Raw genomic sequence first — 14,211 nt, forward strand, 5'->3', positions numbered from 1 at the left:
TCAGATCACCTTCGCTTCATTCTTCAACTTGTTCACCAGCGTGGCCACATCCGGCACCTTGATGCCGGCGCTGCGCTTGGGCGGCTCCTCGACCTTCAGGGTCTTGATGCGCGGCGCCACGTCCACGCCCAGATCGGCCGGCTTGACGATGTCGAGCTGCTTCTTCTTGGCCTTCATGATGTTGGGCAGGGTCACGTAGCGCGGCTCGTTCAGGCGCAGATCGGTCGTGATCACGGCCGGCAGGCTCAGCTTGACGGTTTCCAGGCCGCCGTCGACTTCGCGGGTCACGGAGACCTTGCCGTCGGCGACTTCGACCTTGGAGGCGAAGGTGCCCTGCGGCAGGCCGGCCAGCGCGGCCAGCATCTGACCGGTCTGGTTGCAATCGTCGTCGATGGCCTGCTTGCCGAGGATCACCAGCTGCGGCTGCTCCTTGTCGACCAGGGCCTTGAGGATCTTGGCGACGGCCAGCGGCTGCAGCTCGGCATCGGTCTCGACCAGGATGGCGCGGTCGGCACCGATGGCCATCGCGGTGCGCAGGGTTTCCTGGCACTGGGTCACACCGCAGGAGACGGCGATCACCTCGGTGACCACGCCTTTTTCCTTCAGGCGCACGGCTTCTTCGACGGCGATCTCGTCAAAGGGGTTCATGGACATCTTCACATTGGCGATGTCCACACCGGTGCCGTCGCTCTTGACGCGCACCTTGACGTTGTAATCGACCACTCGTTTGACAGGAACCAAGACCTTCATCGAAGTACTCCAAGGCTAATTGACGTTAACGTTAATCGGATTCTACGGGCCAGCCCCGGCAACGCTGAGTCATCCAGGCGTCAAATGTCCGAAAAAATAGCACGACCGTTCTATTCTAGCGACGTCTTGGGCGCGAGCGGCCCGACAAACTAGACTGCGCAACCTGATGACAAGCACCTCCAGCCCCACTTCCCCCTGCCTGGGCGTTTTCGATTCCGGTGTCGGCGGCCTGACCGTGCTGCGCGAATTGCGCGAGGCCCTGCCGGGCGCGCCGCTGCACTATCTGGCCGACACCGCTTATGCGCCCTATGGCGAGAAAAGCAGCGACTTCATCGCCGCCCGCAGCCTGGTGATCGGCGAGTACCTGCTGAACCGAGGCGCGGTGATGCTGGTCGTCGCCTGCAATACGGCCACCGCCCACGCGGTCAACGCCTTGCGCGAGCGCTGGCCCGAGTTGCCCATCGTCGGCATCGAACCCGGCATCAAGCCAGCCGTGGCCGCCAGCCGCAATGGCCGCATCGGCGTGCTGGCCACACCGGCCACCATCGCCAGCGCGCGCTACCAAACCTTGATTGAGGCCCATGCCCGAGGCGTGCAGGTCTTCAGCCAGCCCTGCCCCGGACTGGCCGACCTGATCGAGACCGGTGAGTTGGACGGCCCGGCCCTGCGGGGCCTAATCGAGCGCTGCTGCGCACCGCTGCGCGAGGCCGGTGTCGACACCGTGCTGATGGGCTGCACCCATTACCCGCTGGTCCAGCCCCTGTTCCAGCAAGCACTGGGCCCAGAGGTCCAACTGCTGAAGATCGAGGCGGCCGTTGCAAAGCAGGCCCAGCGCTATTGGGCCGGCGACGGTACGCCGAGCCTGATCCTGGAAAGCACCGGCGACCCCACCATACTGAGGCGCCTGGCCGCTAGCGCCATGGGTGGAACCACGCCGTCAACGCGCCAGGTCCGTATCTAAGCGCGCGCGGCCGCCACGCCGCGCTGCACATTAACGCCGGCCAACACCCACCAGCCGAGCAGGAAGAAGACGCCGGTGCTGAGGATGGCCAGGCGGTGGTTACCGGCCGTCAGCCAGGTCACCAGGCCATAGGTCAGCGGCCCGATGATGGCCGCCAGCCGGGTCGCAAAAGCCCACAGGCCGAAAAACTCGGCCAGGCTGGCCGGCGGCGCCAGCGCACCGACCATCGCTCGGCCGCAGGACTGGCTCGAGCCCATGCACAGGCCCGCCAGCACGGCGGCCACCCAGAACAACGCCGGCCCCTGAGCGACAAAGGCCAGCAGAATCATCGCCACCCAGCCCAGCAGGGTGAACTTCAAGGCCCGGCTGTGGCCGACACGATCCTCGAAATAGCCGAAAACAAAGGCTCCGACCGCCGACGCGATATTGACCAGGAACACCAGGGCCATGGTCTCGGCCTGCTTGAAGCCCAGGGTCTGCTCGGCATAGACCGCCGCCAAGGCGATCACCACCGCAATGCCCGCCTGATAGCTGACACCACAGGCCAGAAAGCGCATGAAATCGGGGTAGCGCCGCGCCCGCTGCCAGGACGCCTTCAGGCGATTCAGCGCCGATTGCGCCGGCGCCGGCTGCGTCTGAACCTGGGCGCGCTCGCGCAGCAGCACAAAGGTCGGCAGCGCGGCCAGCGCGTAGACACCGGCCGTGATGTACATGGTCACCGGCACAAACTCGCTGGCGCTCAGCCCCGCCGCCTGCGCATGCAGCACATAGGCCAGGCTCAGGCCCAGCGCCAGCATGCCGCCGAAATAGCCGAAGGCCCAGCCCCAGCCGGACACCCGCCCCAGCGAATCGCGCCGCGCCAGTTCGGGCAGGAAAGCCCCGATCAAGGCCTCTCCGCAGGCATAGCAGGTATTGGAGACAACGACCGCCAGAGCGGCCCAAGCCAGTTGTCCCTGACCGGCCAGGCCCAGCCCTATCGTCGAGATGACACAGCCAGTGGTCATCAGCATCAGCAGCCGCTTCTTGGCCGCGCGCGCATCGGCATAAGCCCCCAACGCCGGCATGATCAGCATGACGAGAAAGCTGGACAGCGCGATCAGCGAGGTCCACAGCAAGGTGGCCGAAGCGCTGGACTGCGCGATGACGCCGACGAAGTAAGCGTTGTATACCGCCGTCAGCACCACTGTGGTGTAACCGGAGTTGGCGAAGTCATACATCGACCAGCCGAACACCTCACGCTTCTTGACGCCCGGATTCAGCAACTCTTGCGCAAACAGTCCCACCGCCACCCCTCGTTGGTCGTTATGGCCCTCGAAGGGCATGGTGCCCAGGACGGGAATCGAACCCGTACGACCGCAAGGTCGGCGGATTTTAAGTCCGCTGCGTCTACCAATTTCACCACCCGGGCGTGGGCTGCATTATCACTGCGGCACAAATGAGAAAGGGAAGCCATCAGGCTTCCCTTTTCATTTTGGAGCGGGTAACGAGGCTCGAACTCGTGACCTCGACCTTGGCAAGGTCGCGCTCTACCAACTGAGCTACACCCGCATTTCATTCGCCGCATTTTGTTCCAGCCTGCTGGCCGAACCCGGTGCGAGCCGGTTTTCTGGAGCGGGTAACGAGGCTCGAACTCGTGACCTCGACCTTGGCAAGGTCGCGCTCTACCAACTGAGCTACACCCGCATTGAATTCTTGGAGGCGCGGTCCGGAGTCGAACCGGACTAACCGGATTTGCAATCCGGGGCATAACCGCTTTGCTACCGCGCCTTAGAAATCAGATTTTCTTACCGCCATCACTGCTTTTGGTGAAGCACTGATGGAAATGGGAAGCCGGGGCTTCCCATTTATATGCCTGGAGCGGGTAACGAGGCTCGAACTCGTGACCTCGACCTTGGCAAGGTCGCGCTCTACCAACTGAGCTACACCCGCATAGTTTCAACACACTGCTCGCTGGATGTTTGAATTTCTTCAATCGTCCTGCGCCGTTTGCGCTGAAGCAGCTATTCTATACCGGATTTTAGAACTCATGCAAGGCCTCGAGGCCTTGCATGACTCAAATCTCAGTGCGTCGCCGCCGGAGGCGCCGCCACGGCCGCTTCGGCCTTGGCCGCCACGGCCGGCTCTTCATCAGGCAGTGCCACCGGCATCGACTCCAGCGCCACTTCCAGCACCCGATCGATCCAGCGCACCGGCACGATCTCGAGCTGGTTTTTGACGTTCTCCGGAATGTCCTGCAGGTCCTTGACGTTCTCTTCCGGAATCATCACGGTCTTGATGCCACCGCGGTGCGCGGCCAGCAGCTTTTCCTTCAGGCCGCCGATCGCGGTGACCTCGCCACGCAACGTGATTTCGCCGGTCATCGCCACATCGGCACGCACCGGGATGCCGGTCAGCGCCGAGACAAAGGCCGTCGTCATCGCCGCGCCGGCACTGGGACCATCCTTGGGCGTTGCGCCATCGGGCACATGGATGTGCACGTCGCGCTTCTCGAAGGCCTCGTCCTTGATGCCCAGGCGGCGGGCGCGCGAACGCACGACGGTGCGGGCCGCCTCGACCGATTCCTTCATCACATCGCCCAGCGAACCGGTGCGGATGATGTTGCCCTTGCCCGGCATCGCCGTGGCCTCGATGGTCAGCAGATCGCCGCCCACCTCGGTCCAGGCCAGACCGACCACCTGGCCGACCTGGTTCTTCTTCTCGGCACGGCCGAAGTCGTACTTGCGCACGCCCAGGAAGTCGTTGAGATTGTCCTCGGTGACGACGGCCTGGCCCTCGACGGTCTTCAGCGCCAGGTTCTTCACCACCTTGCGGCAGATCTTGGAGATCTCGCGTTCCAGCGAGCGCACGCCAGCCTCGCGGGTGTAGTAGCGGATGATGCCGCGGATGGCCGACTCGGTGACGTCCATCTCCTCGTCCTTGACGCCATTGTTCTTGCGCTGTTTGGGCAGCAAGTAGCGCTGGGCGATATTGACCTTCTCGTCCTCGGTGTAGCCGGACAGGCGAATGACCTCCATACGGTCCAGCAGGGCCGGCGGGATGTTCATCGAGTTCGAGGTAGCCACGAACATCACATCGCTAAGGTCGAAATCGACCTCGACGTAATGGTCGCCGAAAGTGTGGTTCTGCTCGGGGTCCAGCACCTCCAGCAGCGCCGATGACGGATCACCGCGGAAGTCCATGCCCAGCTTGTCGATCTCGTCGAGCAGGAACAGCGGATTGCGCGTGCCGACCTTGGACAGCGATTGCAGCACCTTGCCCGGCATCGAGCCGATATAGGTGCGGCGGTGGCCGCGGATCTCGGCTTCGTCCCGCACACCGCCCAAGGCCATGCGCACGAACTTGCGGCCGGTGGCGCGCGCCACGGACTGACCCAGCGAGGTCTTGCCGACACCCGGGGGGCCGACCAGGCACAGGATGGGCGCCTTGACCTTGTCGACGCGCTGTTGCACCGCGAGATATTCGAGGATGCGGTCCTTGACCTTGTCCAGGCCGTAGTGGTCTTCATTCAGCACGCCTTCGGCATTGCTGAGGTCGTACTTGATCTTGGTCTTCTTGCTCCAGGGGAGGTTGACCAGGGTCTCGATGTAGTTGCGCACCACGGTGGCTTCGGCCGACATCGGCGACATCAGCTTGAGCTTCTTCAGCTCGCTGTCGGCCTTCTTGCGCGCTTCCTTGGGCATGCGGGCGGCCTGGATCTTCTTGTCCAGGTCTTCGAGGTCCGCGCCCTCTTCGCCGTCGCCCAGTTCCTTCTGGATCGCCTTGACCTGCTCGTTCAGGTAGTACTCGCGCTGGCTCTTCTCCATCTGGCGCTTGACGCGGCCGCGGATGCGTTTCTCGACCTGCAGGATATCGACCTCGTGCTCGAGCAGATCGAGCAGCTTCTCCAGGCGCTTGCCGACCTCGGACAGGTCCAGCACCGACTGCTTGGCGTCGAGCTTGAGCGGCAGATGCGCGGCGATGGTGTCGGCCAGGCGCCCGGCATCGTCGATGCCGGCGATCGAGGTCAGGATCTCGGGCGGGATCTTCTTGTTGAGCTTGACGTACTGGTCAAACTGCTGGGTCACCGCGCGACGCAGCGCCTCGACCTCGGGCTTGGTATCGGCCTCCGGCGGGATCGGTACGACCTCGGCAACGAAATGCTCCTCGGTCTCGGTGATGCTGCTGGTGCTGGCGCGCTGCAGGCCTTCGACCAGCACCTTGACCGTGCCATCGGGCAACTTGAGCATCTGCAGAATGCTGGAGACGCAGCCGACCTCGAACATATCGTCGGGCTTGGGTTCGTCCTTGCCGGCGGCCTTCTGGGCCACCAGCATGATTTGACGACCGGCTTCCATCGCGGCTTCCAAAGCCTTGATGGACTTGGGGCGACCCACGAACAGCGGGATCACCATATGCGGGAACACCACCACATCGCGCAGCGGCAGCAGCGGCAGGGTGATGGGTTCGGCGGGCAGAACGGGATGACCGGACATGAAAACCTCTCTTTCTCAGGCCCATCTGCGGCCTGAGGGGGTAAATGCAAGACGCCGAAGGGGAAGGATAGATCAGGCGCTGGCCTTGGCCTGCTCGCGATACACGAGCAGGGGTTTGGCCTCTTCCTCGATGTTGTGCTCGTCCAGCACCACCTTGGCCACACCGTCCAGGGCGGGCAGTTCGAACATGGTGTCGATCAGCGACTGCTCCATGATGGAGCGCAGGCCGCGGGCACCGGTCTTGCGAGCCAGGGCCTTGCGGGCGATCGCCGCCAGGCCGGAGGGTCGCACTTCCAGCTCCACACCGTCCATTGCGAACAACTGCTGGTACTGCTTCAGCAAGGCGTTCTTGGGCTCGGTCAGGATCTGCACCAGCGCGTCCTCGGTCAGCTCGCCCAAGGTGGCCACGACCGGCAGACGGCCGACAAGCTCGGGAATCAGACCGAACTTGATCAGATCCTCGGGTTCGACCTCGCGAAACACCTCGGAGACGCGGCGCTCCGACTTGGTCTTGACCGTCGCACCGAAGCCGATGCCCGACTTCTCGGAGCGGTTCTGGATCACCTTCTCCAGGCCATCGAAAGCGCCGCCGCAGATGAACAGGATGTTGGTCGTGTCGATTTGCAGGAAGTCCTGGTTCGGATGCTTGCGCCCGCCCTGCGGCGGCACCGAGGCCATCGTGCCCTCGACCAGCTTCAGCAGCGCCTGTTGCACGCCCTCGCCCGAGACATCGCGGGTGATCGAGGGGTTGTCAGCCTTGCGGCTGATCTTGTCGATCTCGTCGATGTAGACGATGCCGCGCTGGGCGCGCTCGACGTCGTAATTGCAGTTCTGCAGCAGCTTCTGGATGATGTTCTCGACATCCTCGCCGACATAGCCGGCCTCGGTCAGCGTGGTCGCATCGGCGATCACGAAAGGCACGTTCAGCAGGCGCGCCAAGGTCTGGGCCAGCAAGGTCTTGCCAGAGCCGGTGGGGCCGATCAAGAGAATGTTGCTCTTGGACAGTTCGACCGAATCCTTGTTGCCGGCCATATGGCGCAAGCGCTTGTAATGGTTGTAGACCGCCACCGCCAGGGTGCGCTTGGCGACGTCCTGGCCAATCACATAGTTGTCGAGGCTGGCCTTGATCTCGCTGGGCACGGGCAGATCGGACTTGCTGGCGCGCGCCGGCGTGCTGTCGGCGGGCACTTCATCGCGAATGATGTCGTTGCACAGCTCGATGCACTCGTCGCAGATGAATACCGACGGGCCGGCGATGAGCTTCTTCACCTCATGCTGGCTCTTGCCGCAGAAGGAGCAGTACAAGACTTTTTCGCTGGAGTTGCCTTTTTTCTCGGCCATGGATCTGCTTCAAATTCAGGCGTGAGTGCCTGATGGGATGATAGTTCAAACGCCGACGGGGCCCTTGCGTCGATAAGGGCCCCGATCCAGCACCAGTTGAGTCCGGCCCCGAGCTCAGGGGCGCTTTTCGAGCACCTGATCGATCAGGCCGTAGCTCTGCGCCTCGGGAGCGGACATGAAATAGTCGCGCTCGGTGTCCAGCTGGATCTTCTCCAGGCTTTGACCGGTACGCTCTGCCAGGATGCGATTGAGCTGCTCGCGGGTCTTCAGGATCTCGCGGGCATGGATCTCGATATCGGTGGCCTGACCCTGGGCGCCGCCCAGCGGCTGGTGGATCATGATCTTGGCATTGGGCAGCGACATGCGCTTGCCCTTGGCGCCGGCCGCCAGCAGGAATGCGCCCATGCTGGCCGCCATGCCCATGCACAGGGTCGCCACCTGGGGCTTGATGAAATTCATCGTGTCGAAGATCGACATGCCGGCCGAGACGCTGCCGCCGGGGGAGTTGATATACAGGGAAATGTCCTTGTCCGGATTTTCGCTTTCCAGGAACAGCAGCTGGGCCACCACCAGATTGGCCACCGCGTCATTGACCGGGCCGACCAGGAAGACGATGCGCTCACGCAGCAGGCGGCTGTAGATGTCATAGGCGCGCTCGCCGCGGCCCGATTGTTCGATGACGATGGGCACCATGCCCAGATTGCTTGTTTCCAGCGCGCTCATGAATTTCCTCGCAAGTGATGCTTTGTTATTGGGGCTGATTATGTCGCTTCAAGACGGGAGGCCGCAGAAAGGGCAAAGGCGCCGGCCTTGCGGCGCGGCGCCCTTGCGCTCAGCTCAGACCAACGCTCAGTTGGCAGTCGCCATCAGCTCGTCGAACGGCAGGGCCTTGTCGGTGACCTTGACCTTGGACAGCACGAAGTCCGTCACATTGTTCTCGATCACGACGGCCTCGACCTCGGCCAGACGCTCGCGGTCGCTCAGGTACCAGCGCACCACCTCGGCCGGCTTCTCGTAGCTCTGTGACAGCTCTTCGATATGGGCTTGCAGCTGCTCGGGCTTGGCCTGCAGGCTGTTGGCGCGCACCAGCTCGGCCACCACCAGACCCAGGCGCACGCGGCGCTCGGCCTGAGGCTTGAACAGCTCCTCGGGGATCGGTGCCTTGTCGGCGTCCTTGATGCCGCGCTTCTTCAGGTCTTCGCGGGCATTGGCCACCAGACGCTCGGTCTCGCTGGCGATCAGCGCGTTCGGCACGTCCAGCTCGGCAGAAGCCACCAGAGCATCCATCACGGCGCCCTTGTTGCGGGCCAGCACGCGGAACTTGACCTCGCGCTCGAGGTTCTTCTTGATGTCGGCGCGCAGCGCCTCGACCGTGGCTTCCTTGATGCCCAGCGACTTGGCAAAGGCCTCGTTCACTTCGGGCAGGTGCTGGGCCTCGATCTTCTTCAAGGTCACCAGGAAGTCGGCTTCCTTGCCAGCCACGTCCTTGCCGTGGTAGTCCTCGGGGAAGGCCAGCGGGAAGGTCTTGGACTCGCCCGACTTCATGCCGCGCACGGCCTTCTCGAAGGCTTCCAGCATCTGGCCTTCGCCGATGATGAACTGGAAGGCCTCGGCCTTGCCGCCGGCGAAGGGCTCGCCGTCGATCTTGCCTTCGAAGTCGATCGTGACGCGGTCCTCGTCGCTGGCAGCCTCGGCGGCGGCGCGCTGAGCAAAGGTGCGACGCTGCTTGCGCAGGATCTCGACGGTCTTGTCGATCGCGGCATCGGTCACTTCGCTGCCGATGCGCTCGACTTCGGCGGCCGACAGGTCGCCGATCTTGACCTCGGGATAGACCTCGAAGGTGGCGTCAAATGCCATCTGGCCTTCGCCGGCCTCGTCCTTCTGGGCAATGCGGGGCATGCCGGCCACACGCAGCTTGGCTTCGTTGGCGGCGCTGGAGAAGGCCTCGCCCAGCTTGTCGTTCATGACCTCGTACTGGACCGAGTAGCCATAACGCTGGGTGACCACGCTCATCGGCACCTTGCCGGGGCGGAAGCCGTCGGCCTTGACCGTGCGGGCCAGCTTCTTCAAACGGGTTTCGACTTCGCTGTTGATGTCAGCGGCCGCCAGCGTGAGCGTGATGCGGCGTTCGAGCTTTTCGAGGGTTTCGACGGTGACAGCCATAGTTGACTCAATACAAAGTTATCTGGTGCGCGGGGCCGGACTCGAACCGGCACGCCCGTGAAGGCGTCAGGACCTAAACCTGGTGCGTCTACCAATTTCGCCACCCGCGCGAGTGGATCCAGGATTGTGTCGATGCCGAAGAAGATCCCCGGCGCCGCCTCAACCCTGTGGCAATTCGGCAAACCGGAGATTGTAGCCTCTCGCCGGCATGAAAATTTGGCCCAGGTAAACCCGGCCCGTCAGAAGCGCGACGCGGCGTCGCTCGGGCGCTGGATGCGGAACCAGGCCGCATACATCGCCGGCAGCGCCAGCAGGGTCAGCGCGGTCGCGACGATCAAGCCGCCCATGATGGCCACGGCCATCGGCCCCCAGAACACCGAGCGCGACAGGGGCACCATGGCCAGCACAGCGGCGGCGGCCGTCAGCACGATGGGTCTGAAGCGCCGCACGGCCGATTCGACAATCGCCTGCCAGGCCGGCACCCCGCGCTCGCGGTCCTGCTCGATCTGGTCGATCAGGATCACCGAGTTGCGCATGATCATGCCCATCAGCGCGATCACGCCCAGCAGCGCGACAAAGCCGAACGGCCGGTCCAGCAGCAGCAGCGCCGCCGCCACGCCGGCAATGCCCAGCGGCCCGGTCAGGAACACCAGCATCGAGCGCGAGAAGCTCTGCAGCTGCAGCATCAGCAAGGTGAAGGTGATGAACAGCATGATGGGCACACCGGCCGCGATCGAGCCCTGGCCCTTGCTGCTTTCCTCCACCGCCCCGGCCACATCGATCGAATAGCCCAGCGGCATCTTGGCCTGCAGCTCCTTGAGCTGCGGCCAGATCTGGGCCGAGACCGTGGCTCCTTGCAGGCCCTCGGCCACATCGCCCTGCACGGTGATCGCGTAATTGCGGCCCTCGCGCTGCAGCAGACCCGGCTCCCATTCGAAGCTGACCTTGGCGATCTGGGTCAGCGGAATGCTGCGCCCGCTGGCGGTCGGCACATAGGCATTGCCCAGATCGGTGATGGCCTCGCGCTCGGCCAGCGGCTGGCGCAGCACGATGTCGATCAGCTTGTCGCCCTCGCGGTACTGGCCTATCGTGCTGCCGGACAGCAGGGTGCGCGAGGCCTGCGCCAGGCTCTGGCTGCTGACGCCCAGCGCGCGCGCCTTGTCCTGATCAACCTCCAGGCGCAGCGACTTGACCGACTCGTTCCAGTTGTCGTTGACGCCCCGCATATTTGGGTTGGCGCGCAGAATCGCCTTGGCCTGGTCGGCCCACAGCCGCACGGTCGCGACATCGCTGCCGGCGACGCGGAACTGCACCGGATACGACACCGGCGGCCCGTTGGGGAGCAGCTTGACGCGGCTGCGCACCTCGGGGAACTCGGCCGCCACCAGCGCCGGCAGGCGCTTGCGCAAGGCCTCGCGCTCGCGCAGGTTCTTCGGCAGCACGATGGCCTGGCTGACGTTGGGCGCCGGGAATATCTGGTCCAGCGGCAGATAAAAGCGCGGCACGCCGCTGCCTATCCAGGTGCTGACCGAGTCGACACCCGGCTCGCGCATCATGCGTGCCTCGAAGCGCTGCGCGATCGCGCGGCTCTGCTCTATCGTCGCGCCCTCGGGCAGCGTGAAGTCGACCAGGATCTCCGGGCGGCTGGAGTCCGGGAAGAACTGCTGCTGCACCCGCCCCATGCCGACCAGGCCCAGCGCGAAGATCAGCACCGTCATGCCGATGGTCTTCCAGCGGTTCTGCACGCACCACAGCACCAGGCGGCGGAAGCGGTTGTAGAACGGCGTGTCGAACAGCTCATGCGCCCCGCCCTCGCCGGCCACATGGCTGCGCAGCAGCAGCGAGCCCAGATAGGGCACGAAATAGATAGACACCACCCAGGAGATCACCAGCGCGGCCGCCGTCACCGCGAAGATCGCGAAGGTGTATTCGCCGGTGGCCGACTGGGCCATGCCGATGGGCAGGAAGCCCACCGCCGTGATCAGGGTGCCGGTCAGCATGGGCATTGCCGTCGCGTCGTAGGCAAAGGTCGCGGCGTGCATCTTGTCGTAGCCCTCTTCGAGCTTGCGCACCATCATCTCGACCGCAATGATGGCGTCGTCGACCAGCAGGCCCAGCGCGATGATCAGCGAGCCCAGCGAGATCTTGTGCAGGCCCACGCTCCAGTAAAACATCGTCACAAAGGTGATCGCCAGCACCAGCGGGATCGTGATCGCCACCACCAGGCCGGGCCAGATGTCGATGCGCAGCGGCTTGGTGTGCAGACCCAGCGCGATGAAGCTGACCGCCAGCACGATCACCACCGCCTCAATCAGCACCTGCACGAACTCGTTGACCGAGCGCGTCACCGCTTGCGGCTGATCCTGGATCTGTGCCAGCTCGATGCCGGCCGGCAGCTCCTTGCGGATCTTGGCGCTGGCCGCCTGCAAGGCCTTGCCCAGCGCGATGATGTCGCCGCCCTTGGACATCGAGATGCCCAGCGCCACCACATCCTTGCCCTGGTGGCGCACCATGATGGACGGCGGATCGGCATAGGCGCGCTTGATCTCCGCGATGTCGGACAGGCGGATGCTGCTGGCGATGCCGGTGGCCGGATTGATCGCGCGGATCGGGAAGTCCTTCAGCGCCTGCACCGAATTGAGCTGGCCGCCGATACGAACCTGCAGATTGCCGCTGCCGGCATTCAGCACGCCGGCGCCCTCGACGGCGTTCTGCGCCCCGAGCTGATTGATCACCTGGCCGAAGTCCAGGCCCAGTTCGGCCAGGCGCTTCTGCGAGATCTCGATGAAGAGTTTTTCCGCCTGGGCGCCAAAGGTTTCGACCTTGGCAACATCGGGCAGCTTCAGCAGCTGGGCCCGCACCCGGTCGGCATGCTCGCGCAACTCCTCGCGGCTGAAACCATCGGCCGACAGCGCCAGGATGGAGCCGTAGACATCGCCGAATTCGTCATTGAAGAGCGGCCCGAGCACCCCCTGGGGCAGGGTGTGGCGCATATCGCCGACCTTTTTGCGCACCAGATACCAGGTGCCCGCGACCTCCTTGGCCGGCGTGCTGTCCTTCAGCTGGAACAGGGTCAGCGACTCGCCCGGCTTCGTGAAGCTGCGGATCTTGTCGGCATGCGGCACCTCCTGCAGCGTCTTCTCGATCTTGTCGGTCACCTGCTCGGCCACCTGCTGCGCGGTCGCGCCGGGCCAGAAGGCCTGGACCACCATGATGCGGAAGGTGAACGGCGGGTCCTCGTCCTGGCCCAGCTGGAAATAGGCGGCGAAGCCCATCACCATCAGCACCACCATCAGATAGCGGGTCAGGGCCGGATGCTCCAAGGCCCAGCGGGACACATTGAAGCGTGAGCCCACATAGGGCTTGGTCGAAGTGCTCATGCGCGCCTGGCCTTGTTCTTAACGGGAAGCGGCCGCGGCTGCGGGCTCGGCATAACGCTTGACCTTCAGGCCCGGTGTCAGCACATGGACACCGGCGGTCACGACTTCCTGGCCGGGCACCAGCCCGCCGGACACAACCACCTCATTGCCATCGGCACCGGCCACCTGGATCGGCTGCAGCTTGATCGTCATGGTCTTGCCGTCGAGCAGCCAGACCGAGGTCTTGCCCTGCTGCTCCAGCACCGCCGTCAGCGGCAGCTTGATCACATGGGCCTGCTTGGGCAGCTCCAGCAGCACGGTCGCCGTCTGGCCGAGCCGCGCATCGAGCTTGCCGGCATCGGCCTTGACCAGGAAGGTGCGCGTGGTCGGATCGGCCGCCGCCGACACCTCGCGCAGCTGCACCGGCTGCGCCGCCTGCTCGCTGCCCCAGAGCTTGACGGTCAGCGCGCCGGGCCGGCTGGCCGCCGCGCGCAGGCTGGCGATCATCTGCTCGGGCACCGAGAACACCACGTCTTTGGGCCCCGCATGGGCCAGCTGCAGCACCGGCGTGCCGGCCGCCACCACCATGCCCGGCTCGGCATACACCGCCGTCACCACACCGCCGGCATCGGCCGTCAGCTGCGCATAGGCCGACTGATTGCTCTGCGCGCTGGACTGCGCCTTGGCCTGGTCCAGCTGGGCCTGGGCGGCCTTGAAGGCGGCGTCGCGCCGCTCCAGCTCGGCCGCGCTGATGAAGCCCTGCTGGTGCAGCTCGATGAAACGCTTGTAGTCGGCACCGGCCTGGTCGCGGTTGACGCGGGCGGCCTGCATGCCGGCGCGCGCCGCGTCCTGGGCGAGCAGCAGGTCCTGCGCATCGATGCGGGCCAGCAGCTGGCCCGGCTTGACGGTATCGCCCAGATTGACGCGGCGCTCCAGCAGCTTGCCGCTGACCCGGAAGGACAGGCGCGACTCGGTGCGGGCGCGCAGCTCGGCCGCGTACTCATGGGTCAGCCCGGCGCTGTCACTGGCCACCACCAGGGTGCGCACGGCCCGCTCGGGCTCGGGCGCGGGAGCGGGCTTGCTGCAGGCGGACAGCAGCAGGGCCGACGCCAGCAGCAGACCCAGGGATTGGACTTGGGACATGGGTAACCTCATCAAAGCCGGC

9 protein-coding genes and 6 tRNA genes are annotated in these 14,211 nt (G+C 64.7%); 1 reads left to right on the forward strand and 14 read right to left on the reverse strand.

The window, feature by feature from the left end; all coding sequences use genetic code 11:
• Positions 1–750, reverse strand: coding sequence for an electron transfer flavoprotein subunit beta/FixA family protein (locus O5M90_RS07855; RefSeq protein WP_137941728.1), 750 nt, complete (start codon positions 748–750; stop codon positions 1–3).
• A gap of 166 nt (positions 751–916) precedes the next feature.
• On the opposite strand from O5M90_RS07855, the gene murI reads away from it, so the two are divergent.
• Complete coding sequence (gene murI / locus O5M90_RS07860) at positions 917–1,711, forward strand: glutamate racemase (protein ID WP_269840580.1); 795 nt, start codon at positions 917–919, stop codon at positions 1,709–1,711.
• On the opposite strand, the gene O5M90_RS07865 is transcribed toward murI, so the two are convergent.
• The 13 genes from O5M90_RS07865 to O5M90_RS07925 form a co-directional block, all read right to left on the reverse strand.
• Positions 1,708–3,033 (reverse strand): MFS transporter, encoded by a 1,326-nt coding sequence (locus tag O5M90_RS07865; protein WP_440401928.1) that lies wholly within the window; start codon positions 3,031–3,033, stop codon positions 1,708–1,710. The two genes, murI and O5M90_RS07865, sit on opposite strands and share 4 nt — an antisense overlap.
• A tRNA-Leu gene (locus tag O5M90_RS07870) sits at positions 3,033–3,119 on the reverse strand. Before O5M90_RS07870 ends, O5M90_RS07865 begins: the two co-directional genes overlap by 1 nt.
• 64 nt (positions 3,120–3,183) lie before the next feature.
• Positions 3,184–3,259 (reverse strand) — tRNA-Gly (locus O5M90_RS07875).
• 59 nt (positions 3,260–3,318) lie between these two features.
• Positions 3,319–3,394: transfer RNA gene (locus tag O5M90_RS07880), tRNA-Gly, on the reverse strand.
• Positions 3,395–3,404: 10 nt separating this feature from the next.
• Positions 3,405–3,478, reverse strand: a tRNA-Cys gene (locus O5M90_RS07885).
• 86 nt (positions 3,479–3,564) lie between these two features.
• Positions 3,565–3,640: transfer RNA gene (locus O5M90_RS07890), tRNA-Gly, on the reverse strand.
• Between the two features lie 131 nt (positions 3,641–3,771).
• A complete protein-coding gene (lon, locus tag O5M90_RS07895) occupies positions 3,772–6,183 on the reverse strand; it encodes an endopeptidase La (RefSeq protein WP_137941725.1) in 2,412 nt (803 codons plus the stop codon).
• Between the two features lie 72 nt (positions 6,184–6,255).
• Complete coding sequence (clpX, locus tag O5M90_RS07900; protein ID WP_266005794.1) at positions 6,256–7,524, reverse strand: ATP-dependent Clp protease ATP-binding subunit ClpX; 1,269 nt, start codon at positions 7,522–7,524, stop codon at positions 6,256–6,258.
• 114 nt (positions 7,525–7,638) lie between these two features.
• Positions 7,639–8,247 carry an ATP-dependent Clp endopeptidase proteolytic subunit ClpP gene (clpP, locus tag O5M90_RS07905; RefSeq protein ID WP_137941723.1) on the reverse strand — a complete coding sequence of 203 codons (609 nt, stop codon included), beginning with the start codon at positions 8,245–8,247 and terminating at the stop codon, positions 7,639–7,641.
• A gap of 126 nt (positions 8,248–8,373) precedes the next feature.
• A complete protein-coding gene (gene tig / locus O5M90_RS07910) occupies positions 8,374–9,687 on the reverse strand; it encodes a trigger factor (protein WP_269840582.1) in 1,314 nt (437 codons plus the stop codon).
• Positions 9,688–9,710: 23 nt separating this feature from the next.
• Positions 9,711–9,797 (reverse strand) — tRNA-Leu (locus O5M90_RS07915).
• Positions 9,798–9,926: 129 nt separating this feature from the next.
• Entirely contained in the window at positions 9,927–13,067 is a 3,141-nt protein-coding gene (locus O5M90_RS07920; RefSeq protein WP_262969587.1) for an efflux RND transporter permease subunit, read from the reverse strand.
• Positions 13,068–13,085: 18 nt separating this feature from the next.
• Positions 13,086–14,189: an efflux RND transporter periplasmic adaptor subunit gene (locus tag O5M90_RS07925; protein ID WP_269840583.1), complete on the reverse strand. Its 1,104-nt coding sequence runs from the start codon at positions 14,187–14,189 to the stop codon at positions 13,086–13,088.
• Positions 14,190–14,211: the final 22 nt, after the last annotated feature.

It is taken from the genome of Paucibacter sp. M5-1 (genome assembly GCF_027498415.2).
Lineage (GTDB): Bacteria > Pseudomonadota > Gammaproteobacteria > Burkholderiales > Burkholderiaceae_C > Roseateles_E.

What these genes read in the sequence shown, in the direction of transcription:
- O5M90_RS07865 (WP_440401928.1), bottom strand. Translation starts at nt 3,033, where the DNA reads ATGCCCTTCGAGGGCCATAACGACCAACGAGGGGTGGCGGTGGGACTG.
- O5M90_RS07855 (WP_137941728.1), bottom strand. Translation starts at nt 750, where the DNA reads ATGAAGGTCTTGGTTCCTGTCAAACGAGTGGTCGATTACAACGTCAAG.
- murI (WP_269840580.1), top strand. Translation starts at nt 917, where the DNA reads ATGACAAGCACCTCCAGCCCCACTTCCCCCTGCCTGGGCGTTTTCGAT.
- clpX (WP_266005794.1), bottom strand. Translation starts at nt 7,524, where the DNA reads ATGGCCGAGAAAAAAGGCAACTCCAGCGAAAAAGTCTTGTACTGCTCC.
- tig (WP_269840582.1), bottom strand. Translation starts at nt 9,687, where the DNA reads ATGGCTGTCACCGTCGAAACCCTCGAAAAGCTCGAACGCCGCATCACG.
- O5M90_RS07920 (WP_262969587.1), bottom strand. Translation starts at nt 13,067, where the DNA reads ATGAGCACTTCGACCAAGCCCTATGTGGGCTCACGCTTCAATGTGTCC.
- O5M90_RS07925 (WP_269840583.1), bottom strand. Translation starts at nt 14,189, where the DNA reads ATGTCCCAAGTCCAATCCCTGGGTCTGCTGCTGGCGTCGGCCCTGCTG.
- clpP (WP_137941723.1), bottom strand. Translation starts at nt 8,247, where the DNA reads ATGAGCGCGCTGGAAACAAGCAATCTGGGCATGGTGCCCATCGTCATC.
- lon (WP_137941725.1), bottom strand. Translation starts at nt 6,183, where the DNA reads ATGTCCGGTCATCCCGTTCTGCCCGCCGAACCCATCACCCTGCCGCTG.